This is a genomic window from Stenotrophomonas africana, from assembly GCF_013004645.1.
In the GTDB taxonomy this organism is placed as follows: Bacteria; Pseudomonadota; Gammaproteobacteria; order Xanthomonadales; family Xanthomonadaceae; genus Stenotrophomonas; species Stenotrophomonas africana.
In genome coordinates this window covers 13,596-36,804 of sequence record NZ_JABEME010000007.1, presented here as the reverse complement: position 1 = coordinate 36,804, position 23,209 = coordinate 13,596, and the positions used below count along the sequence as shown (strand labels likewise).

Here is a 23,209-nt window from a genome sequence, read left to right as displayed (position 1 = left end):
GTTGATCGCACACGCTTCCCGCTCGTTGAGCATTATCGGTGCCGGCCTCGCCGGGTCCCTGCTGGCCATCCTGCTGTCACGCCAGGGCTGGCGCATCACCCTGTACGAACGCCGCGGCGATCCACGCGTGGCTGACTACGAGAGCGGACGCTCGATCAACCTGGCGCTGGCCGAGCGTGGGCGCAACGCGCTGCGCCAGGCCGGTGTGGAAGACGAGGTCATGGCGCGCGCGGTGATGATGCGCGGCCGCATGGTGCACCCACGCGACGGCGAACCGCAGCTGCAGCGCTATGGCCGTGATGACAGCGAAGTGATCTGGTCGATCCACCGCAGCGACCTGAACACCACGCTGCTGGAACTGGCCGAACAGGCCGGCGCCACCGTGCACTTCCATCGCCGCCTGCATACCGTCGATTTCGATGCCGGCTACGCGCGCTTCATCGATGACCGCGACGACAGCCCGCACGACATCCACTTCGACACCCTGATCGGTGCCGACGGCGCGGGCTCGGCACTGCGTGCGGCGATGAACCGCCGTGCACCGCTGGGTGAGGACATTGCCTTCCTCGACCATTCCTACAAGGAGCTGGAGATCCCGCCGGCCGCCGATGGCAGCTTCCGCATCGAGCGCAATGCGTTGCACATCTGGCCGCGTGGCCACTACATGTGCATCGCCCTGCCCAACCACGAAGGCACCTTCACCGTCACCCTGTTCCTGCCCAACCAGGGCAACCCCAGCTTCGCCACCGTCAACACCGGTGCGCAGGCCGAGGCGCTGTTCGCGCGCGAGTTTGCCGACACCCTGCCGCTGATCCCGAACCTGCGCGCGGACTGGGAACAGCACCCGCCAGGCCTGCTCGGAACACTCACCCTGGAACGCTGGCACCAGCAGGGCCGCGCCGTGCTGATCGGCGACGCCGCGCATGCGATGGTGCCGTTCCACGGCCAGGGCATGAACTGCGCGTTCGAGGACTGCGTTGCGCTGGCCCGTCACCTGATGGAGGCCGATGATCTGGAGGGTGCGTTCGCCGCGTTCGAAACCGAGCGCAAGCCGAATGCACGTGCGATCCAGCAAATGGCGCTGGAGAACTATCTGGAGATGCGCGACCGCGTGGCCGATCCGGCCTTCCTGCTGCAGCGTGAGCTGGAGCAGGAGCTGCAGCGTCGCTGGCCGACGCGCTTCGTGCCGCACTACACCATGGTCACCTTCCTGCACACGCCGTACGCCGAGGCGCTGCGCCGCACCGAACTGCAACGCGACATGCTGGTGGCCGCCACCACCGGCCATGATTCACTGGACAACATCGACTGGGCCGCGCTGGAAGCGCAGATCCACGCGCAGCTGCCGGTCCTGGAGGGCGCGCACTGATGGCTGACAGCTTCCTGTTCTACGATCTGGAAACCTTCGGCCAGGACCCGCGGCGCACGCGCATCTCGCAGTTCGCCGCCATCCGCACCGACGCCGATCTCAACGAAATCGACACCCCGGTCAGCTTCTTCGTGCGCCCGGCCGATGACCTGCTGCCCTCGCCGATGGCCACCCTGGTTACCGGCATCACCCCGCAGCAGGCACTGGCCGAGGGCATCAGCGAGGCCGAGGCCTTCGACCGCATCAACGAGCAGCTGTCGCGCCCCGGCACCTGCGCGCTGGGCTACAACACGCTGCGCTTCGACGATGAGTTCGTCCGCTACGGGCTGTTCCGCAACTTCCACGACCCGTACGAACGCGAGTGGCGCAACGGTAATTCGCGCTGGGACCTGCTGGACATGCTGCGGCTGATGCGCGCGATGCGCCCGGACGGCATCCGGTGGCCGCTGCGCGAAGATGGCGCCACCTCGTTCAAGCTCGAACATCTGGCCGAAGCCAACCACGTGCGCGAAGGCGATGCACACGAAGCACTGTCCGACGTGCGCGCCACCATCGGCATGGCGCGGCTGTTCAAGCAGTCGCAACCACGCCTGTGGGACTACGCCCTGAAGCTGCGCGACAAGCGCTTCGTCGGCGGCCTGCTGGACGTGGCCGCGATGAAGCCGGTGCTGCACATTTCCATGCGCTACCCGGCCAGCCGCCTGTGCGCGGCACCGGTGCTGCCGTTGGCCGTACACCCGACCATCAACAACCGGGTGATCGTGTTCGACCTGGAAGGCGAGATCGACGACCTGCTGGAACTGCCGGCCGAGGTGATCGCACAGCGCCTGTACATGCGCGCCAGCGAGCTGCCCGAAGGCGCGGCACGGGTACCGCTGAAGGAAGTGCATCTGAACAAGGTGCCGGCGCTGATCGCCTGGAACCACCTGCGCGCCGATGACCACGCGCGCCTCGGCCTGGATGTGGCTGCGATCGAAGCCAAGGTGGAGCGCCTGCGCGCGTTCGCCCCGCAGCTGGCCGAAAAAGCCCGGCAGGTCTACAACCAACCCCGCGCCGCCACCGTGGCCGACGTCGATGCCTCGCTGTACGACGGCTTCCTCGGCAACGGTGACAAGCCGCTGCTTGCGCTTGCACGCACCACCGCGCCCGAGCAGCTGGCCGCGCTGGAAGGTCGCTTCCGCGACCCGCGCCTGCCGGAGCTGCTGTTCCGCTACCGCGCGCGCAATCATCCCGACAGCCTCGCGCCGCCTGAACGCCAGCGCTGGCAGGATTACCGCCGCCAGCGCCTGCTCGGAGACGGCGGCCTGGGCGAACTCAACCTGCCCCAGTACCAGCAGCAGCTGGATGCACTGGCCGCTGAAGCGCCCGAAGACACCCGGCGCCAGGCCCTGCTGCAATCGCTGCGCGACTGGGGCCAGCACCTGCAGGAGACGCTGTGAGCACTTATTTCTCGGACGCCAGCTTCAAGTTCCTGCGCAGCCTTGCGCGGCACAACGACAAGGCCTGGTTCAACGATCACCGCCAGCAGTACGAAGACCACGTGCGGCAGCCGTTCCTGCGCCTGCTGGGCGACCTGCAGCCGGCGCTGGCTGAGGTCAGCGAGCACTTCCGCGCCGATACCCGTGGCGTCGGTGGTTCGCTGTTCCGCATCCATCGTGACGCGCGTTTTTCCAACGACAAGTCGCCGTACAAGACCTGGCAGGGTGCACGCCTGTTCCATGAGCGCCGCCGCGAAGTGGCCGCGCCCTCGTTCTACGTGCACCTGCAGCCGGGCGAGAGCTTCGTCGGCGCCGGCCTGTGGCATCCGGAACCGGAAACCCAGCGCCGCGTACGCCACTTCATCCTCGACAATCCGGGCAGCTGGAAGGCCGCCGCGCATGCACCGGCCCTTCGCAAACGCTTCGATTTCGAGGAGAGCGAAAAGCTGGTGCGGCCCCCGCGTGGCTTCCCGGCCGACTTCGAGTTCATCGACGACCTCAAGCACCGCAACTGGGTGATGTGGCGCTCGCTGGACGATGCCACCATGACCGGCCCGCGCCTGCTGTCCACGCTGGGCAAGGACCTGGCTGGGCTCGGCCCGTTCGTTGACTACCTGTGCGCGGCGCTGGACCTGGAGTTCTGAGCCGCATCACCTGCCGTTCACCACTGGCTGCCTCACTTGCGGCAGTCTGGACAGCATGAAGAAGCTCACTGCACTGGCCGTGCTGCTGGTCCTGTCCTTGGCTGCGTGGTGGTTCGGCGGCCCGTACATGGCCGTGCATGGCCTGTCCAAGGCCATCGAAGAACGCGACACGGCGCGACTGCAACGCTATGTCGATTTCCCTCGCGTGCGCAGCAGCCTGCGCGCCCAGCTCAACGACTATCTGGTACGCCAGGCCGGCCCGGATGTAGCGGCCAGCGCGTTCGGCGCCCTGCTCTATGGGCTGGGCGACCAGCTCGGTGGTGCGGCGGTGGAGACGATGGTGACCCCGACCGGCATCGGCGCGATGCTGCAGGGCCACGTGCTGTGGAAGCGCGGCCGCAATGAACTGCAGGGCGGTGATGCCTTCGGCGCGACCGAGCCGGCACGGCCATTGAAGAACGCCGAGCATCACTTCGAAGCGCTGGACCGCTTCGTGATCGACGTCGATCGCGGCCCCGACCAGCCGCCGATGAAGGTGGTGCTGGAACCGCAGGGCCTGCGCTGGAAGGTGGTGGACCTGCAGTTGGGGATGTCGGGCAGCCCGTGACGGGTCATGCCCTTCGACGGCGCTGTTTTCGGTAGGTGCCCACCTTGGTGGGCATGGATCCAGGACGGCGCCAACCAAGGTTGGCGACTACCGCGGTACAGCGCTCTGGTAGATGCCCACCTTGGTGGGCGCCCATGCATGGCAGCGCCAACCAAGGTTGGCAACTACCAGGCCCTACCCCTCGTTGGCGACACCATGCGGCACATGGCCGGCGGCCACATGCTCGCGGGCGCTGTCGATGTTGTGCTGCGAATCATCGAAGAAGATGTCGGCGCCGAACGCCTGCAGGAACGGTCCCTTGTGGCGGCCACCGAGGAACAGCGCTTCGTCCAGGCGCACGCCCCACTCACGCAGGGTGCGGATCACCCGCTCATGCGCCGGCGCCGAACGCGCGGTGACCAACGCGGTGCGGATCGGTGCACTCTCGCCGGCCGGGAACACTTCCTGCAGCGTGTGCAGCGCCGACAGGAAGCCGCGGAACGGGCCGCCGCTGAGGGGTTCGCGGGCACGCTCGCGTTCATGGCGGCCAAACGCTTCCACGCCCTGCTCGCGCGAAATGCGCTCACTCTCGTCGCCGAAGATCACCGCGTCACCGTCAAAGGCGATGCGCAGCTGGCCGGCCGGGCGACCGATATCGATCTGGTCGGCCGCTGCCGCAGCGGTCTCGCCCGGCGGCTTGGGCAGGATGGTCGCCGCCGCGATGCCATGGCGCAGCGCGCTGCGCACCGATTCCGGGTTGGCCGACAGGAACAGGTCAGTGCCGAACGGCTTCACGTACGGCCAGGTCGGCTCGCCGGCGGTGAACGTCGCACGGATGATGCCCAGGCCGTAATGCTGGATCGAGTTGAAGATGCGCAGGCCGGTATCGGCCGAATTGCGCGACAGCAGGATCACCTCGACCCGCGGGTTCTCCGGGCTGGCGCCCTGGTTCAGCGCCAGCAGCTTGCGCACCACCGGGAAGGCCACGCCGGGGCCGAGGATGTCGTCCTCATGCTGGCGCTGGAACTCGGCATAGGCCGCCACGCCATCGCTCTCGAACAGCGCGTGGCTTTCCTCGAGGTCGAACAGCGCGCGCGAGGTCACCGCAACGGTCAGCAAACGGGGGGAGTTGTCGCCCATCGGTGGGGGTCCTTCAAGCGGTCGGCGGGGCCGGCCGCCTATTGTCCTCAAAAAACGAACTGTTCGCTCAGGATCCGGTCTTCCAGGTTGTGTTCCGGGTCGAACAGCAGGGTCACGCGGCGGTCCTTCGACTCGCGGATGGTCACTTCGACGACGTCGCGGGTCTCATGCGAATCAGCGGTCACGCTGATCGGGCGCTTGTAGGGATCGAGCACGCGGAAGCGCACTTCGGTGTCGGCCTTGAGGATCGCCCCGCGCCAGCGTCGCGGCCGATACGGGGCCAGCGGCGTCAGCGCGATGGTGTGCGAGCCCAGCGGCAGCACCGGGCCGTGCGCGGAATAGTTGTACGCGGTACTGCCAGCCGGGGTGGCGACCAGCACGCCGTCACCGATCAGTTCGGCCACGCGTTCCTGGCCGTTCAGGTCGATGCCGATATGCGCGGCCTGACGGGTCTGGCGCAACAGCGAGACGTCGTTGTAGGCCAGCGAGCCGGTACTGGTGCCCGATTCGGTCAGTGCCACCATCTCCAGCGGACGCAGGTTGGCCGGTTCAGCACGGGCGATGCGCGCCTGCACGTCATCGTCGCCGCGGTACTGGTTCATCAGGAAACCGACCGTGCCCAGCTTCATGCCGAACACCGGCTTGCCCAGGTGCCCATGCCGGTGCAGGGTCTGCAGCATGAAACCATCGCCGCCCAGTGGGCACAGTACATCGGCCTGCTCGGGCGTGTAGTCGCCATAGCGCGACACCATGGCCGCGCGGGCCATCTGCGCGGGCTCGGTGGTGCTGGCCAGGAAAGCGATGCGGGGGGTGTCGCTCATCGGTGGATCCGGGTGGGTTTGATGGAGAGCATAACCGAGCGCCGGGAGTTGGACCCCGTGGGGCGGATGACCGGCATATCCGCCTGGCAGGTTCACGGCCGGCGTCGGGTCAGGTGGTCGCAAAGATCAAGGGCAGAAACAGAACGGCCCCGCTTTCGCGGGGCCGTTCCGGTTCACGCATGCCAGGCGTGGCCCGGCACTACATCACTCACGCACCATGCGCGGCCAGCTGGCCCAGGCGCTGGACTGCGACCGAAACGGTCGGGTAGTCCAGGGTCTTCTGCTCGGCCAGTTCGGCCAGCATCGCCAGGGTGAAGCGCAGGCTGTTGTCGTCACGGCCCATCCAGGCTGCGACCTTGGCCTCCGCGCTGCTGCCCTTGGTGCCCAGCACCTGGCCGGCCAGGTTGCGGTGGTTGGCCGCCAGCTCGTCGCGCAGCACGCCACGTGCCACAGCGTGCCAACGACCGTTGACCTCCAGCGCATCGACCTGCTCGAACAGCCACGGCAGCTGCAGGGCATCGCCCAGGCGAAAGTGGACCTTGGACACGTCCACCGGCTTCAGCTTGCGGGTGCGGGCCAGTTCGATGATGTCGAACGCCGGCTCCAGGAAGTGCAGTTCGGCCAGCTGCTGCGCCAGCGCGGACGGCAGGCCCTTTTCCTTCCACTCGTCCACCAGGGCTTCGTAGGTCGGACGCTGCGAATCCGGCAGCACACCCGAGGCAACGCGGATGTCGTTGAACGGGCCCTGGTAGCGGTTGACCGCCTCCGTGATGCCCGGCATCGCGCCCGGGCGCGACAGCAGCCAACGCACGAACGAACGCTGCAGCTTCCAGATCACTTCCAGAGCGTCGATCTGCACCGACTCCGGCACCTTGCCGTCGAGGGCATCGATCTGCGCCCACAGCGCGCGCGCATCCAGCGTTTCGCGGCTGATGGTGTAGGCCTTGGCGACCTCGGCGATGGAACGGCCGGTGTCTTCCTGCATGCGCATCAGGAAGGTGGCGCCCATGCGGTTGATGGTCTGGTTGGTCACGGCCGTGGCGATGATTTCGCGCTTCAGGCGGTGACGCTCCATCGCGTCGGCGTACTTCTTCTGCAGCGGGGTCGGGAAGTAGCGCTGCAGCTCCTTGGACAGGTACGGATCTTCCGGGATGTCCGAATCCAGCAGCTGGGCGAACGCCACCAGCTTGGAATAGGACAGCAGCACCGACAGTTCCGGACGGGTCAGGCCCTGGCCGCGTGCCTTGCGCTGGGACAGCTCGGCGTCGGACGGCAGGAACTCGATCTGGCGATCGAGCAGGCCCTGCTGTTCCAGGGTACGGATGAAGTGCTGCTTGGAACCCAGGCGCTTGACCGCCATCCGCTCCATCAGGCTCAGCGCCTGGTTCTGGCGGTAGTTGTCATTGAGCACCAGCTCGGCGACTTCATCGGTCATCGAGGCCAGCAGCTTGTTGCGCTGCTCGACGGTCAGCTTCTTGGCCCGCACCACATCGTTGAGCAGGATCTTGATGTTGACTTCGTGGTCGGAGGTGTCGACACCGGCCGAGTTGTCGATGAAGTCGGTGTTGAGCAGCACGCCGGCCTGGGCGGCTTCGATGCGGCCCAGCTGGGTCATGCCCAGGTTGCCGCCCTCGCCCACCACCTTGCAGCGCAGCTCGCCACCGTTCACGCGCAGCGCGTTGTTGGCGCGGTCGCCGACATCGCTGTGCTGCTCGCTGGCGGCCTTCACGTAGGTACCGATGCCGCCGTTCCACAGCAGATCGACCGGTGCCTTCAGGATCGCGCTCATCAGATCGTTCGGCGACAGCGCCTTGACGTTGTCATCCAGGCCCAGCGCTTCACGCACCTGCGGGGTGATCTCGATCGACTTCAGGCTGCGCGGGTACACGCCGCCGCCCTTGCTGATCAACTTGGCGTCGTAGTCCGCCCAGCTCGAACGCGGCACGGTGAACAGGCGCTCACGTTCAACGAACGTGGTGGCCGCATCCGGGTTCGGGTCCAGGAAGATGTGGCGGTGGTCGAAGGCAGCGACCAGGCGGATGTGGCGCGACAGCAGCATGCCGTTGCCGAACACGTCGCCGGACATGTCGCCGACGCCGACCGCAGTGAAGTCCTGGGTCTGGCTGTCACGGCCCAGCGCACGGAAGTGGCGCTTGACCGACTCCCACGCACCACGTGCGGTGATGCCCATGCCCTTGTGGTCGTAACCCACCGAACCGCCGGAGGCGAATGCATCGCCCATCCAGAAGCCGTGCGCGATGGCCAGGCCGTTGGCGATGTCGGAGAAGGTCGCGGTGCCCTTGTCGGCCGCAACCACCAGGTACGGATCGTCCATGTCGTGGCGCACGACATCCACCGGCGGCACGATCTTGTTGTTGACGATGTTGTCGGTGATGTCCAGCAGGCCCTGGATGAACAGCTTGTAGCAGGCCACGCCGTTGGCGAAGATCGCGTCGCGGTCACCGTTCACCGGCGGGGTCTTGGCGAAGAAGCCGCCCTTCGCGCCAACCGGCACGATCACGGTGTTCTTGACCATCTGTGCCTTGACCAGGCCCAGCACTTCGGTACGGAAGTCTTCGCGACGATCCGACCAGCGCAGGCCACCACGGGCGACCGCGCCGAAGCGCAGGTGGGTACCTTCCACGCGCGGGCCGTAGACGAAGATTTCGCGGTACGGGCGCGGCTTCGGCAGGTCCGGCACCAGCGCCGAATCGAACTTGAAGCTGATGACATGGCCGTGCTGGCCGTTGGCATCGGTCTGGTAGTAGCTGGTACGCAGGGTCGCGTCGATCACGCCCATGAACGAGCGCAGGATGCGGTCCTCGTCCAGGCTGGACACGCGGTCCATCAGCTTCAGCAGCGCATCGCGCGCGGCCTGCATCTGCGCGTCGCGGTCACCCTTGCGGGCGTCGACCACGGTCTTGAGCACCTTCAGGGTGGCGTCGTCGCCAGCAGCCAGCACATCGAAGTGGGCCTTCAGCTGGGCCTGGCCGGCGGCGATGTCGTCCTTGCTCTCGTGGCCGGTAGCCGGATCGAAGCGCGCCTCGAACAGCTCGACCAGCAGGCGGGCCAGCAGCGGGTAGCGCGCGAAGGTGCCTTCCACGTAGGCCTGCGAGAACGGCACGCCGGTCTGCAGCAGGTACTTGCAGTAGCCGCGCAGCATGGCGACCTGGCGCCAGTGCAGGCCGGCAGCCAGCACCAGGCGGTTGAAGCCGTCGTTCTCTGCATCGCCATGCCAGACGCGGGCAAAAGTCTCGCCGAAGGCTTCATCGACGCTTGCGGCATCGATCGCGCCGGCAGTCGATTCGACCTCGAAGTCCTGCACGTACACCGGGGCGTTGTCGACCGACAGGCGGTACGGACGCTCGGCGATCACGCGCAGGCCCATGTTTTCCATCATCGGCAGCGCATCCGACAGCGGAATGTCGTCCAGCTGGCGGTACAGCTTCAGGCGCAGGCCATCACCGCTTTCGCGCGGCACGGCCTGCAGGCTCAGGCGCAGGTCGTCCGGGCCGGTCAGGGCGTCGAGCTGGCTGACATCGTTGGCGGCAACGGCGGTGCTGTTGTCTTCGATGTAGCCGGCCGGCAATGCCTTGCCGATACGGGCGGCGATGCGCAGGCCTTCGGTTTCGCCATGGCGGGCCACCAGCGCTTCACGCAGGTCGTCCTGCCAGTTGCGCAGCACCTGGGCCAGCTTCTGCTCCAGTTCGGCGGTATCGACGTCGAGCATTTCACCCGGCTTCGGGCGCACGATCAGGTGCACCTGGGCCAGCGGCGATTCGCCCAGCACCACCGAGCTGTCGACGTACTCGCCGTGCAGCGCGTCTTTCAGCATCGCTTCGATGCGCAGGCGCACGTCGGTGTTGAAGCGCTCGCGCGGCAGGTAGACCAGCGCGGAGATGAACCGGCTGTACTTGTCGCGACGCAGGAACAGGCGGCTTCGCACACGCTCCTGCAGGCCCAGCACGCCCATCGCGGTACGCAACAGTTCGTCCTCGCTGGACTGGAACAGTTCTTCGCGCGGCAGGGTTTCCAGGATGTGGCGCAGGGCCTTGCCGCTGTGGCTGGCCGGGGCCAGGCCCGACTGCTTCATCACGTGCTCGTGGCGCTGGCGCACCAGCGGGATTTCCCACGGGCGACGGTTGTAGGCGCTGGAGGTGAACAGGCCGAGGAAGCGCTGCTCGCCGATGATCTTGCCCTTGGCGTCGAATTCCAGCACGCCGATGTAGTCCATGTAGCCGGCGCGGTGCACGCGCGAACGGGCATTGGTCTTGGTCAGGATCAGCGCGTCCTTCAGACCGGACGTGGCGTTCAGGCCCTGCGCGGCCAGCGTCTTGACCGGACGGGCGGCGGACTTGTCCTTGCCGCGCATCAGGCCCAGGCCGGTGTCGTTCAGCGGCGCCAGCACTTCTTCCTTGCCCTGCTTCTCCACGCGGTACTCGCGGTAGCCGAAGAAGGTGAAGTGGTTGTCGGCGGCCCAGCGCAGGAATTCCTGTGCTTCCTTGCGCGAGGCTGCGTCGACCGGCAGCTGGCGGCTGCCCAGGTCGTCGGCCAGTGCCAGCGCCTTGTCCTTCATCGGCTGCCAGTCGCGCACGATCGCACGCACTTCGTCCAACGCCTTGTTGATGGCCTGCTCGATGGCCGCCATGGCTTCGGCCGGCTGGCGGTCGATTTCCAGCAGCATCACCGACTCGGCATCACCCTCGCCGACCTTGACCAGCTTGCCGGCCTTGTCGCGGGTGAAGCGCAGCACCGGATGGCCCAGCACGTGGACACCCACGCCCTGTTCGGCCAGCGACATGGTGACGGTGTCGACCAGGAACGGCATGTCGTCGTTGACGATCTGCAGCACGGTGTGCGGCGATTCCCAACCGTTGGCCTTCGCGGTCGGATTGAACACGCGGACGTTGGCCTTGCCGGCCTTGCGGGCACGGGCGAATTCCAGCGTCTCAGCCGCGAGAGCGGCCCACTCTTCAGCGCTGTGATGCGGAAACTCGTCCGACTCCATGCGCTTGTAGAAGTCAGTGGCGAAGGCCACCGCTTCGGCCTGTGCGGCCGCGGGGTAACGCTTGCGCAATGCCGTGTACACCGGCTCCAGGGAGAAACCAGCGGTCACTGCGACCTCCGCTTCTGCTGGTTTGGTCTTGTTTTTCACGGTCTTGGCTGCGGTTTTTTGCGGTTTCATGGCAGAGCGATGCGCTTGCTCAGTTGGGAAAATGAAATTGTAGCCCTACCGCATGAAAAGGCCTTGCTGCAGGACGGAATAAGTAGATTCGGGTTTGCTGCGGTTTAGACGCCTATTCAGTTCGCACCGGTATGGTGCTGGCGCCCGCTTCAGCACTGCCGACAGGATCGGCAAAGCGTGTTACCGGAAGACACACGCGGCGACCCGGATTCGATTCCACAATCCTGAACTGGACGGTATAGTCCACCGCGTGAACCCGGCCTACCTCCCCGTTGCCCTCGACGCACGCGATGAGCGCGTGTTCGATGCCGTGCGCGAGCTGCTGGCCCAACAGGGCATGCAGATGAGCATGGACGCGGTGGCCCAGCACGCCGGCTGCTCCAAGCAGACCCTGTACTCGCGCTATGGCAGCAAGCAGGAACTGCTGCGGCGGGTGATGCAGCGCCATGTCGGCCACGCCACCGGCGCCATGGTTCGTGCACTCCGCAGTGACGACCTGCGTGCCAGCCTGCTCCAGTTCGCCATCGACTTCCTGGAGCATTTCAACCAACCGCACGTGGGCCAGGCCTGTCGGCTGATCGCCGCCGATGCGTCCCAGTTTCCCGAAGAGGCGCGTACGCTGTACCGGCATGGCGCCGGCGCGCTGACGCTTCATCTTGCTGAATGGATTGAAACCGTTTGCATGCAAGGCCAGCTCCGGCATGACGACCCGCACTTCATGGCCGAACTGCTGCTGAGCATGATCGCCGGTCAGGATTTCGACAAACAGCGCTTCCACACCCCCCATCGTGATGACGCGCTGCTGCGTCGGCGCTGGGCAGAGTTCTCCGTCGACAGCTTCCTGCGCGCGTTCGCGCCACAGCCGTCGGCGGCCCCGTCTACAAACCAACCCCGGAGTTCCTCCTGATGATCGCCCCACTCCGCACCCTTGCCTTGACGTGCGCCGTTGCTGTCGCTCTGGCTGCCTGCAAGAAGCCGGAACAGCAGACGCCCCCGCCGCCGGAGGTGGGCGTGATCGACGCCAAGCCGCAGACCCTGCCGCTGCAGCGTGAGCTGGTCGGCCGCCTGTCGCCGTTCCGCAGCGCCGACGTGCGCGCGCGCGTGCCGGGCGTGCTGCTCAAGCGCGTTTACCAGGAGGGCTCACAGGTCAAGCAGGGCCAGACCCTGTTCCTGATCGACCCGGCGCCGCTGCGTGCCTCGCTCAATGCCTCCGAGGCCCAGCTGGCCTCGGCCCGCGCAACCTACGCCAACGCCAAGGTCGCCGCCGACCGCGCGCGTTCGCTGGCCCCGCAGCAGTTCGTCTCCAAGTCCGACCTGGACAACGCCGAATCGGCCGAGCGCACCGCGCTGGCTGCGGTCAAGCAGGCCGAAGCGGCAGTGACCTCCTCGCGCATCAACCTGGGCTACACCGAAGTGACGGCGCCGATCAGCGGCGTGGCCAACAAGCAGCAGGTCACCGAGGGCGCGCTGGTCGGCCAGGGCGATGTGACCCTGCTGACCACCGTCGACCAGCTCGACCCGCTGTACGTCAACTTCTCGCTGAGCGTGGATGAGCTGACCCAGCTGCGCGCCCAGCAGGCCAAGGGTGCGCTGGCGTTGTCCGGCGATGGCAAGGCCACGGTCAACGTCAAGCTGGCCGACGGCAGCACCTACAGTGAGCCGGGCACGCTGGACTTCTCCTCCACCACGGTCGACCCGGCCACCGGCGCGGTGTCGCTGCGTGCGCTGCTGCCGAACCCGCAGCAGATCCTGCTGCCGGGCGCCTTCGTCAGCTTCCAGGCCAACCTGGGCGAGCGCAACAACGCCTACCTGGTGCCGCAGCAGGCCCTGCTGCGCGATACCACCGGCGGTTACGTGATGGTGGTCGGTGCAGACGGCAAGGTCGTGCGCAAGAACGTCAAGACCGATGGCGCGCAGAACGGCAACTGGCTGGTCAGCGACGGCCTGGCCGCCGGTGACAAGGTGATCGTGGCCGGCGTGCAGAAGGTCAAGGAAGGTGCACCGGCGGTGGCCAAGCCGTGGACCCCGGGGCAGGACGCCAACGGCAAGCCTGCCGCAGGCGGCGCCGCTCCTGCGGGCGCGGCACCGGCCGCAGGCAAGGCACCGGCCGACGCGGCCAAGCCCGAGCAGGCCGATGCGGCCAAGCCGGCCGCCACCGATTCGAACAAGCAGTAACGGGAACCTTCCGTCATGCCTAAATTTTTCATCGAACATCCAGTCTTCGCCTGGGTGGTTGCGATCCTGATCTCGCTCAGCGGCGTGATCGCGATCCTCAACCTGGGCGTGGAGTCCTATCCCAACATCGCCCCGCCGCAGGTCACCGTCTCGGCGACCTACCCGGGCGCCAGCGCGGATACCACCGAAAAATCGGTCACCCAGGTGATCGAGCAGCAGCTGACCGGTATCGATCACCTGTTGTACTTCAGCTCTTCGTCCGCCTCCAACGGCCGCGCGCAGATCACCCTGACCTTCGAAACCGGTACCGATCCGGACATCGCGCAGGTGCAGGTGCAGAACAAGGTGTCGCTGGCCACGCCACGCCTGCCTTCGGAAGTGACCCAGCAGGGCGTGGTGGTGGCCAAGGCCAACGCCGGCTTCCTGATGGTGATCGCGCTGCAGTCCGACACGCCGGCCATCAACCGTGATGCCCTGAACGACATCGTCGGTTCACGCGTGCTCGATCAGGTCTCGCGCATCCCCGGCGTTGGCAGCACCCAGCAGTTCGGTTCCGAATACGCCATGAACATCTGGCTGAACCCGGAAAAGATGCAGGGTTATGGCCTGTCGGCCAGCCAGGTGCTGGCCGCGGTTCGTGCGCAGAACGTGCAGTTCGCCGCCGGTGCGCTGGGTTCGGACCCGTCGCCGGAAGGCCAGCACTTCACCGCCACGGTCTCGGCCGAAGGCCGCTTCAGCTCGCCGCAGGAATTCGAGAACATCATCCTGCGCGCCAACGCTGACGGCTCGCGCGTGCTGCTGAAGGACATCGCCCGCGTTGCGTTCGGTGCCAACAACTACGGCTTCGACACCCAGTACAACGGCAAGCCGACAGGTGCCTTCGCCATCCAGCTGCTGCCGGGCGCCAACGCCCTGAACGTGGCCGATGCGGTGCGCGGCAAGATGGACGAGCTGCAGCCCAGCTTCCCGTCCGGCGTGACCTGGTTCTCGCCGTACGACAGCACCACCTTCGTCAAGATCTCGATCCAGGAAGTGGTCAAGACACTGTTTGAAGCAGTGTTCCTGGTGTTCCTGGTGATGCTGATCTTCCTGCAGAACTTCCGCGCCACCCTGATCCCGACCCTGGTCATTCCGGTGGCCCTGCTCGGCACCTTCCTGGGCATGTGGATGATCGGCTTCACGATCAACCAGCTGACCCTGTTCGCGATGGTGCTGGCGATCGGCATCGTGGTCGATGACGCGATCGTGGTGATCGAGAACGTCGAACGCATCATGACCGAGGAAGGCCTGGCGCCGAAGCCGGCCACGCAGAAGGCGATGACCCAGATCACCGGCGCGGTGGTGGCGATCACCGTCGTGCTGGCGGCGGTGTTCATCCCGTCCGCCCTGCAGGGCGGCGCCGCCGGTGAGATCTACAAGCAGTTCGCCCTGACCATCGCCATCTCGATGGCGTTCTCGGCGTTCCTGGCGCTGGGCTTCACCCCGGCGCTGTGCGCGACCTTCCTCAAGCCGACGCACAACGACAACCCGAACATCGTCTACCGCACCTTCAACAAGTACTACGACAAGATCAGCCACACCTACGTGGGCCACATCACCTCGGCGGTGCGCCATGCGCCGCGCTGGATGATCCTGTTCGTGGTGCTGACCGCACTGTGCGGCTTCCTGTTCACCCGCATGCCGGGCAGCTTCCTGCCGGAAGAAGACCAGGGCTATGCGCTGGCGATCGTGCAGCTGCCGCCGGGCTCGACCAAGGGCCAGACCAACGAAGTGTTCGGCCAGATGCGCGGCATCCTGGAAAAGCAGGATGGCTATGAGGGCATGCTGCAGGTGGCCGGCTTCAGCTTCGTCGGTTCCGGCGAGAACGTCGGCATGGGCTTCATCCGCTTGAAGCCGTGGGAGGAACGCAAGTTCACCGCGCCCGAGTTCATCCAGAACATGAACGGCGCGTTCTATGGCATCAAGGAAGCGCAGATCTTCGTGGTCAACCTGCCCACCGTGCAGGGCCTTGGCCAGTTCGGCGGCTTCGACATGTGGCTGCAGGACCGTAGCGGTGCCGGTTACGAGCAGCTGACCCAGGCCCGCAACATCCTGCTCGGCCAGGCCGCACAGAAGCCGGACCACCTGGTTGGCGTGCGCCCGAACGGCCTGGAAAATGCCCCGCAGCTGCAACTGCACGTGGACCGCGTGCAGGCGCAGTCGATGGGCATGTCGGTGTCGGACGTGTACAGCACCATCCAGCTGATGCTGGCCCCGGTGTACGTCAACGATTTCTTCTACGAAGGCCGCATCAAGCGCGTGACCATGCAGGCCGATGGTCCGTACCGCACCGGCCAGGAATCGCTGAAGAGCTTCTACAGCCCGTCCAGCCTGACCCAGAACGCCGATGGCACCAATTCGATGATCCCGCTGAACACGGTGGTCAAGTCCGAATGGGTGTCGGCACCGCCGTCGCTGAGCCGCTACAACGGCTACTCGGCGATCAACATCGTCGGCTCGCAAGCCCCGGGTACCAGCTCGGGCGAGGCGATGCAGACCATGGAGAGCATCGTCAACGACGACCTGCCGGCCGGCTTCGGCTACGACTGGTCAGGCATGTCCTACCAGGAAATCCTGGCCGGCAACGCCGCGACGCTGCTGCTGGTGCTGTCCATCGTGGTGGTGTTCCTGTGCCTGGCCGCCCTGTATGAGAGCTGGTCGATCCCGGTCGCGGTGCTGTTGGTGGTGCCGCTGGGTGTGCTCGGCGCCCTCGGCCTTTCGATGCTGCGCGGCCTGCCCAACGATCTGTTCTTCAAGATTGGTCTGATCACCGTGATCGGCCTGGCGGCGAAGAACGCGATCCTGATCGTGGAGTTCGCGGTGGAGCAACGTGCAGCAGGCAAGAACCTGCGCGACGCCACCATCGAGGCGGCGCGCCTGCGTTTCCGCCCAATCCTGATGACGTCGTTCGCGTTCATCATGGGCGTGATCCCGATGGCGATCTCCACCGGTGCCGGCGCCAATTCCCGCCACGCCATCGGTACCGGCGTGATCGGCGGCATGCTGTTCGCGACCCTGCTCGGCCTGCTGATGATCCCGGTGTTCTTCGTGGTCGTGCGCCGCATGCTGGGCGACAAGCTGGATGAACCGTCGAAGGAGTTCATGGAACGCCAGCGCGACGCAGATGCTGCACACCGTCCGGATCGTTGATCCAGCGGTGAGTTGAAACGAGAAAGGCCCCGGAGCGATCCGGGGCCTTTCTTGCAGGTTTCTGTAGAGCCGAGCCCACGCTCGGCTGCTTTTGCTTCCTGTAGAGCCGAGCCCATGCTCGGCTGCTTTTACCCGAGCCGAGCATGGGCTCGGCTCTACGGCAAGCTCCAACCCCTCAGCGCAACAGCGCGACCGCCACGCACACCACTACGAGTGCCAGCGCAGCCCATTGCATCGGCACAAAGAAGAAATGATGGGGTGCGGCCTCGCCCTTCTGCCGGGGCGCACGGTTGAACCACAGGCCCAGCATTACGTTTACCGCCGCGCCAATGCCTGCACCCAACAGAACCTGCGTCAGCGGAGTGTTGCCCCTGGAGCCTTCATGCGGGAAGAAGTACGCCAGCAGCAGGATGGCTGCAATCGGCGTCACCAGCGTCATGAATCCCCAACCACGATAGATCATCATTGCAGACCGCGTAATAAACGGCCTGTATTGGAACAGATCGGGTATCGCCCGGCCAAGAAGACCGTGTAGATCCACGCATGGCGTGGATCTACCGGCCGCGCCGCCGTTGCAGCGGCGCGGCCGGTCGAACTCAACGCAGCCCGGTCTCGTTGCGGGCGATCACCAGGCGCTGGATTTCCGACGTGCCTTCGTAGATCTCGGTGATCTTGGCATCACGGAAGTAGCGCTCCAGCGGCATTTCCTTGGAGTACCCCATGCCACCGTGGATCTGCACGGCCTGGTGGGTGATCCACATCGCCGCTTCCGAAGCGGTCAGCTTGGCCACGGCCGCTTCCGTGCTGAAGCGCTTGCCCTGGCCCTTCACCCACGCCGCGCGCAGGGTCAGCAGCAGCGCTGCATCCAGCTTGCACTTCATGTCGGCAATCTTGGCCTGGGTCATCTGGAAGGTGCCGATGGCCGCGCCGAATGCCTTGCGCTCCTTCACGTATTCCAGGGTCGCTTCATAGGCGGCGCGGGCGATGCCGATGGCCTGCGAGGCGATACCGATGCGGCCAGCATCGAGCACACTCATGGCGATTTTGAAGCCCTCGCCTTCCTGGCCCAGCACGTCTTCGGCCTGCGCCACGTAATCGTTGAACTCGATCTCGCAGGTAGCCGAGGCACGGATGCCCAGCTTCGGTTCGGTCTTGCCGCGACCGAAGCCCGCCTTGTCGGTATCGATGAGGAAGGCGGTGATGCCGCGCGCGCCCTTGTCCGGCTCGCTCATCGCGAACAGCACGATGTACTTGGCCACCGGGCCGGAGGTGATCCAGCTCTTCTTGCCGTTGATGATGAAGGTGCCGTCGGCCTGCTTCACGGCGCGGCAGCGCATGGCCGTGGCGTCCGAACCGGACTGCGGCTCGGTCAGCGCAAACGCGCCGATGGCCTCGCCCTCGGCGATGGCACGCACGTACTTCTGCTTCTGTTCCTCGGTACCGTGGGTGAGGATGCCATTGCAGAACAGCGAGTTGTTGACCGACATGATGGTCGAGTGGGCAGCGTCGGCGGCAGCGACCTCCACCATTGCCAGCACGTACGCAACCGGGTCCATGCCCGCGCCACCGTATTCGGTCGGCACTTCGATGCCCATCAGGCCGTTCTCGCCCAGCAGGCGGATGTTGTCCAGCGGGAACTCGCCGGTGCGGTCATGGTGCTCCGCGCTCGGGGCGATCTTTTCCTGCGCGATGCGCCGCGCAACGTCCTGCAACATCAACTGCTCTTCAGTAAAGCTGAAATCCACAACACCCTCCCGGGTACATGATGTTATGGGCCGCGCACGGCGCGCCCAGGTGCCCCGATTGTACCGGGGCCCGGGGAATTCCGTACGCCAGCGACTTGACCGCGGCAGGTGCTCTCGGCGAATATATCTCTATATCGCGATAGGTAGATATTTATGGATCTTGAAGACTGGTCGACACGCCTGAAGGTGTTCGCCGATGCGACCCGCGTGCGCCTGCTGGCGCTGCTGGAGCAGGAGGAACTGACCGTGGCCGAACTGTCAGCGATCACCCGCCTGGCACAGCCGCGCGTCTCCACCCACCTGGCGCGCCTGAAGGAAGCCGGCCTGGTTCGCGACCGCCGTGCCGGCGTGTCAGCCTATTACCGCTTCGACGAGGCCCAGCTGGACCCGGCGCAGCGTGCATTGTGGCATGCCCTGAGCAACGGAAGCGACGACCCGTTGCTGCGGCAGGACGCTGAACGTGTTGCCGCCGTGCTGGCCCACCGCGCCTCCGACCAGAACTGGGCCGACAGCGTGGCCGGCGACATGGAGCGCCACTACTCCCCTGGCCGTACCTGGGAAGCGCTGGCGCGTACCGCGCTGCCGCTGCTGGAAACCGGCGACGTGCTGGACATCGCCTCCGGCGACGGCGTGCTGGCCGAACTCGTCGCCCCGCATGCCAAGCGCTACATCTGCATCGATACCAGCGCGCGCGTGGTTGCCGCCGCCAGCGAGCGCCTGCGCCGCCTGCCCAATGTGGAAGTGCGCGAGGGCGACATGCATGCGCTGCCGTTCAAGGACGGCAGCTTCGACCTGGTGGTACTGATGCACGCGCTGACCTACGCCAGCAAGCCGGCGCAGGCGGTAACCGAAGCCGCGCGCGTGCTGCGCCCGGGCGGGCGCCTGCTGCTGTGCAGCCTGGCCCGCCATGAGCACAAGGCGGCAGTGGAGGCCTACGGCCACGTCAACCTCGGCTTCAGCGACAAGGAGCTGCGCAAGTTCGTCGACAAGGCCGGCCTGCAGGTATCAAGCCTGGAGACGGTTACCCGCGAGAAGCGCCCGCCGCACTTTGAAGTGATTTCGCTGATCGCCAACAAGCCCTGAGCCCGAGAACGCCATGTCCGCCCTGCCCTGGTTGCATCCTGATCGTGTCAATGCCCTGCTCGACGCCCTGCGCCAGCGGATCCTGATCATCGACGGCGCGATGGGGACGATGATCCAGCGCCATGGGCTGCAGGAAGACGATTACCGAGGCGAGCGCTTCGCCGATGGTTACGACCACGCCCATGGCCCCGGCTGCGACCACGGCACACCGGAAGGTCACGATCTCAAAGGCAACAACGATCTGCTGCTGTTGACCCGGCCGCAGGTCATTGCCGACATCCATACCGCCTATCTCGAAGCCGGTGCGGATCTGGTCGAGACCAACACCTTCAACGCCACCTCGGTCAGTCAGGCCGACTACCACCTCGAACACCTGGTCTATGAGCTGAACAAGGCGGGCGCTGCGGTAGCTCGTGCCTGCTGCGATGCCGCCACTGCGAGCACGCCGGACAAACCGCGCTTTGTCATCGGCGTGCTTGGCCCGACCAGCCGCACGGCCTCGATCAGCCCCGACGTCAATGACCCCGGCTTCCGCAACACCAGCTTCGACGAACTGCGCGACACCTACCGCGAAGCCATCGACGGCCTGATCGACGGCGGTGCCGACACGATCATGGTCGAGACCATCTTCGACACGCTCAATGCCAAGGCCGCGCTGTATGCCATTGAAGAAGCCTTCGACGCACGCGGTGCGCGGCTGCCGATCATGATTTCCGGCACCATCACCGATGCTTCCGGTCGCACCCTGTCCGGCCAGACCGCCGAGGCCTTCCATGCGTCACTGGCACATGCACGCCCGTTGTCCATCGGGCTGAACTGCGCATTGGGCGCGGAAGCGATGCGCCCGCACGTGGAAACCCTGTCGCAGGTGTCGAACTGTCATGTCAGCGCGCATCCCAACGCGGGCCTGCCCAATGCCTTTGGCGAGTACGACGAAACGCCCGAAGAAATGGCCACCACCCTGCGAGGTTTCGCCGAGGATGGCCTGTTGAACCTGGTCGGCGGCTGCTGCGGCTCCACGCCCGACCATATCCGCGCGATCGCCCAGGCCGTGGCCGGGCTGCCGCCGCGCGCCCTGCCCGGTTCCCAGGAGCAGCAGGCCGCATGAGCACCTCGCCCTACACCCGCCTGTCCGGCCTGGAGCCGCTGGTCATCACCCCGGACCTGTTGTTCATCAACGTCGGCGAACGCACCAACGTCACCGGCAGCGCGCAGTTCCGCAAGCTGATCAAGGAAGGCCGCTACGAAGAAGCGGTGGACGTGGCCCGCCAGCAGGTCGCCAGCGGCGCGCAGATCCTCGACGTCAACATGGACGAGGGCCTGATCGATTCGGAAGCGGCGATGACCCGCTACCTCAACCTGATCATGTCCGAACCGGACATCGCCCGCATCCCGGTGATGGTCGACTCCTCCAAGTGGAGCGTGATCGAGGCCGGCCTGAAGTGCCTGCAGGGCAAGAGCGTGGTCAACTCGATCTCGCTGAAGGAGGGCGAGGCGCTGTTCCGCGAACACGCGCGCAAGGTCCTGCGCTATGGCGCCGCCGCGGTGGTCATGGCCTTCGATGAAGCCGGGCAGGCCGATACCTGCGCGCGCAAGGTCGAGATCTGCACCCGCGCCTACCGCATCCTTGTCGACGAGATCGGTTTCCCGCCGCAGGACATCATCTTCGACCCGAACATCTTCGCCGTCGCGACCGGTATCGAAGAGCACGACAACTATGCAGTGGATTTCATCGAAGCCACCCGCATCATCAAGCAGACGCTGCCGCACTGCCATGTCTCCGGTGGCGTCTCCAACGTCTCGTTCTCGTTCCGTGGCAACGAAACGGTGCGCCAGGCCATCCACTCGGTGTTCCTGTACCACGCCATCGCCGCCGGCATGGACATGGGTATCGTCAACGCCGGCGCGATGCCGATCTATGACGAACTGGAACCGGAACTGCGGGAGCGCGTGGAGGATGTGATCCTGAACCGCCGCAGTGATGCCACGGAGCGCCTGCTGGAAATCGCCGAGCGCTACAAGGGCAGGAAGGGCGCGGCGAAGACCGAAGACCTGGCCTGGCGCGAGAAGCCGGTGGCGCAGCGCCTGGCGCATGCACTGGTGCACGGCCTGGATGCCTTCGTGGAAGAGGACACCGAACTGGCCCGGCAGGCCTCCAGCCGCCCACTGGACGTGATCGAAGGCCCGTTGATGGATGGCATGAACGTGGTCGGCGACCTGTTCGGCGCCGGCAAGATGTTCCTGCCACAGGTGGTCAAGTCCGCGCGGGTGATGAAGAAGGCCGTGGCCTACCTCCTGCCGTACATCGAGGCGGAGAAGGCACGCAGCGGCGACACCGCCAAGAGCAACGGCAAGATCATCATGGCCACGGTGAAGGGCGATGTGCATGACATCGGCAAGAACATCGTCGGCGTGGTCCTGGCCTGCAACAACTTCGAGGTCGTCGACCTTGGCGTGATGGTGCCGGCGCAGAAAATCCTCGATGCCGCCCGCGAACACAACGCCGACCTGATCGGCCTGTCCGGACTGATCACTCCATCGCTGGAGGAGATGAGCCACGTCGCCCGCGAGATGCAGCGCCAGGGCTTCGAGCTGCCGCTGCTGATCGGTGGCGCCACTACCTCGCGTGCGCATACCGCGCTGAAGATCGACCCGCATTACAAGGCGCCCACGGTGTGGGTGAAGGATGCCTCGCGCGCGGTCGGAGTGGCCCAGTCGCTGATCTCGCGTGACCTGCGCGATGCCTTCGTGGCCGCCAACGAGGCCGACTATGCCGAGATCCGCGCCCGCCACCGGAACCGTGGCGACGCCAAGCGCCTGGTCACGCTGGAACATGCACGCGGGCAGAAATTCCAGGGAGGATGGGACAGCTACACGCCGCCGGCACCGAACCAGCCCGGCCTGCACGTATTCGACGACTACCCGCTGGCCGAACTGGTCGACTACATCGACTGGACGCCGTTCTTCCAGGCCTGGGAACTGGCCGGCAAGTTTCCGGCCATCCTCACCGACGAGATCGTCGGCACCCAGGCCAGCGATCTGTACAAGGATGCCCGCGCGATGCTCGAGCGCATCGTCGGCGAGAAATGGCTGACCGCCAAGGCCGTGTTCGGCCTGTGGCCGGCCAACAGCGTCGGCGACGACGTGCGCGTGCGGCATCCGCAGGGCGAGACCACCCTGCACTTCCTGCGCCAGCAGGTGGACAAGCCGGCCGAGCGCCCGGATTTCTGCCTCGCCGATTTCATCGCGCCGGCCGACAGCGGCAAGCAGGACTGGATCGGCGCCTTTGCCGTCACTGCCGGTATCGGCATCGACGCGCATGTGGCGCGCTTCGAAGCCGACCACGACGACTACAACGCGATTCTGCTGAAGGCACTGGCCGACCGCTTCGCCGAAGCGCTGGCCGAACGCCTGCACCAGCGCGTGCGTACCGACTTCTGGGGCCATGAGCAGGCCGAGACGCTGGACAACGAAGCCCTGATCGACGAGCAGTACCGCGGCATCCGTCCGGCCCCCGGTTACCCGGCCTGTCCGGAGCACAGCGAGAAGCGCCGGCTGTTCGACCTGCTGCAGGCCGAAGCCAACGCCGGCATGGAGCTGACCGAGAGTTTCGCGATGCTGCCCACGGCCGCGGTGTCGGGCTACTACTTCAGTCATCCGCAGAGCCAGTACTTCGTGGTGGGACGACTCAGCCGCGAACAGGTCAGCGACTACGCCCGCCGCAAAGGCGTGGACCGCGCCCAGGCCGAACGCTGGCTGGCCTCCAACCTCGACTACGATCCCGAATGACGCAG

15 protein-coding genes are annotated in these 23,209 nt (G+C 66.0%); 10 read left to right on the top strand and 5 right to left on the bottom strand.

All coding sequences use genetic code 11. The features are described from left to right. The first annotated feature begins 1 nt into the window (after nt 1). Genes HLA98_RS13230 through HLA98_RS13215 form a run of 4 tightly spaced genes read left to right on the top strand, consistent with a single transcriptional unit; the run spans nt 2 to nt 4,098 of the window. Nucleotides 2-1,369 (top strand): FAD-dependent oxidoreductase, encoded by a 1,368-nt coding sequence (locus tag HLA98_RS13230; RefSeq protein ID WP_057500627.1) that lies wholly within the window; start codon nt 2-4, stop codon nt 1,367-1,369. Continuing rightward, entirely contained in the window at nt 1,369-2,808 is a 1,440-nt protein-coding gene (gene sbcB, locus HLA98_RS13225; protein WP_057500628.1) for an exodeoxyribonuclease I, read from the top strand. The genes HLA98_RS13230 and sbcB overlap by 1 nt, the downstream gene beginning before the upstream one ends. Further along, nucleotides 2,805-3,491, top strand: coding sequence for a DUF2461 domain-containing protein (locus tag HLA98_RS13220; protein ID WP_005410240.1), 687 nt, complete (start codon nt 2,805-2,807; stop codon nt 3,489-3,491). The genes sbcB and HLA98_RS13220 overlap by 4 nt, the downstream gene beginning before the upstream one ends. A gap of 55 nt (nt 3,492-3,546) precedes the next feature. Then, nucleotides 3,547-4,098 (top strand): DUF2939 domain-containing protein, encoded by a 552-nt coding sequence (locus HLA98_RS13215; protein ID WP_057500629.1) that lies wholly within the window; start codon nt 3,547-3,549, stop codon nt 4,096-4,098. Between the two features lie 174 nt (nt 4,099-4,272). On the opposite strand, the gene HLA98_RS13210 is transcribed toward HLA98_RS13215, so the two are convergent. The 3 genes from HLA98_RS13210 to HLA98_RS13200 form a co-directional block, all read right to left on the bottom strand. Continuing rightward, a complete protein-coding gene (locus HLA98_RS13210; protein WP_019660382.1) occupies nt 4,273-5,217 on the bottom strand; it encodes a 5'-nucleotidase in 945 nt (314 codons plus the stop codon). A 47-nt stretch (nt 5,218-5,264) separates the two neighbouring features. Then, a complete protein-coding gene (locus HLA98_RS13205; RefSeq protein ID WP_049445646.1) occupies nt 5,265-6,038 on the bottom strand; it encodes an NAD kinase in 774 nt (257 codons plus the stop codon). 208 nt (nt 6,039-6,246) lie between these two features. Then, nucleotides 6,247-11,223, bottom strand: coding sequence for an NAD-glutamate dehydrogenase (locus tag HLA98_RS13200; protein WP_057500630.1), 4,977 nt, complete (start codon nt 11,221-11,223; stop codon nt 6,247-6,249). Between the two features lie 250 nt (nt 11,224-11,473). On the opposite strand from HLA98_RS13200, the gene HLA98_RS13195 reads away from it, so the two are divergent. From HLA98_RS13195 to HLA98_RS13185, 3 genes are read left to right on the top strand one after another with little or no spacing between them, the layout of a single operon-like run. Then, the gene (locus HLA98_RS13195) at nt 11,474-12,130 is read left to right on the top strand and encodes a TetR/AcrR family transcriptional regulator (RefSeq protein WP_057500631.1); all 657 of its coding nucleotides are present in this window, start codon (nt 11,474-11,476) and stop codon (nt 12,128-12,130) included. Then, nucleotides 12,130-13,398, top strand: a complete 1,269-nt coding sequence (locus tag HLA98_RS13190) for an efflux RND transporter periplasmic adaptor subunit (protein WP_057500632.1) — start codon at nt 12,130-12,132, stop codon at nt 13,396-13,398. Before HLA98_RS13195 ends, HLA98_RS13190 begins: the two co-directional genes overlap by 1 nt. A gap of 15 nt (nt 13,399-13,413) precedes the next feature. Continuing rightward, on the top strand, nt 13,414-16,587 hold the full coding sequence (locus HLA98_RS13185) for a multidrug efflux RND transporter permease subunit (RefSeq protein ID WP_057500633.1): 3,174 nt from the start codon (nt 13,414-13,416) through the stop codon (nt 16,585-16,587). Between the two features lie 175 nt (nt 16,588-16,762). Here HLA98_RS13185 and HLA98_RS13180 read toward each other — a convergent pair whose 3' ends face one another. After that, entirely contained in the window at nt 16,763-17,050 is a 288-nt protein-coding gene (locus HLA98_RS13180; RefSeq protein WP_049445657.1) for a hypothetical protein, read from the bottom strand. Nucleotides 17,051-17,183: 133 nt separating this feature from the next. After that, nucleotides 17,184-18,332, bottom strand: a complete 1,149-nt coding sequence (locus tag HLA98_RS13175; protein WP_043402932.1) for an acyl-CoA dehydrogenase family protein — start codon at nt 18,330-18,332, stop codon at nt 17,184-17,186. Nucleotides 18,333-18,485: 153 nt separating this feature from the next. On the opposite strand from HLA98_RS13175, the gene HLA98_RS13170 reads away from it, so the two are divergent. Genes HLA98_RS13170 through metH form a run of 3 tightly spaced genes read left to right on the top strand, consistent with a single transcriptional unit; the run spans nt 18,486 to nt 23,204 of the window. After that, nucleotides 18,486-19,415: an ArsR/SmtB family transcription factor gene (locus HLA98_RS13170; protein WP_014037755.1), complete on the top strand. Its 930-nt coding sequence runs from the start codon at nt 18,486-18,488 to the stop codon at nt 19,413-19,415. Between the two features lie 13 nt (nt 19,416-19,428). Further along, the gene (locus tag HLA98_RS13165; RefSeq protein ID WP_057500634.1) at nt 19,429-20,523 is read left to right on the top strand and encodes a homocysteine S-methyltransferase family protein; all 1,095 of its coding nucleotides are present in this window, start codon (nt 19,429-19,431) and stop codon (nt 20,521-20,523) included. Next, the gene (metH, locus tag HLA98_RS13160) at nt 20,520-23,204 is read left to right on the top strand and encodes a methionine synthase (RefSeq protein WP_057500635.1); all 2,685 of its coding nucleotides are present in this window, start codon (nt 20,520-20,522) and stop codon (nt 23,202-23,204) included. Before HLA98_RS13165 ends, metH begins: the two co-directional genes overlap by 4 nt. Nucleotides 23,205-23,209: the final 5 nt, after the last annotated feature.

Coding starts and splice junctions, on each gene's coding strand:
- sbcB (WP_057500628.1), top strand. CDS start 1,369: ATGGCTGACAGCTTCCTGTTCTACGATCTGGAAACCTTCGGCCAGGAC.
- HLA98_RS13185 (WP_057500633.1), top strand. CDS start 13,414: ATGCCTAAATTTTTCATCGAACATCCAGTCTTCGCCTGGGTGGTTGCG.
- HLA98_RS13190 (WP_057500632.1), top strand. CDS start 12,130: ATGATCGCCCCACTCCGCACCCTTGCCTTGACGTGCGCCGTTGCTGTC.
- metH (WP_057500635.1), top strand. CDS start 20,520: ATGAGCACCTCGCCCTACACCCGCCTGTCCGGCCTGGAGCCGCTGGTC.
- HLA98_RS13210 (WP_019660382.1), bottom strand. CDS start 5,217: ATGGGCGACAACTCCCCCCGTTTGCTGACCGTTGCGGTGACCTCGCGC.
- HLA98_RS13170 (WP_014037755.1), top strand. CDS start 18,486: ATGGATCTTGAAGACTGGTCGACACGCCTGAAGGTGTTCGCCGATGCG.
- HLA98_RS13180 (WP_049445657.1), bottom strand. CDS start 17,050: ATGATCTATCGTGGTTGGGGATTCATGACGCTGGTGACGCCGATTGCA.
- HLA98_RS13205 (WP_049445646.1), bottom strand. CDS start 6,038: ATGAGCGACACCCCCCGCATCGCTTTCCTGGCCAGCACCACCGAGCCC.
- HLA98_RS13165 (WP_057500634.1), top strand. CDS start 19,429: ATGTCCGCCCTGCCCTGGTTGCATCCTGATCGTGTCAATGCCCTGCTC.
- HLA98_RS13200 (WP_057500630.1), bottom strand. CDS start 11,223: ATGAAACCGCAAAAAACCGCAGCCAAGACCGTGAAAAACAAGACCAAA.
- HLA98_RS13215 (WP_057500629.1), top strand. CDS start 3,547: ATGAAGAAGCTCACTGCACTGGCCGTGCTGCTGGTCCTGTCCTTGGCT.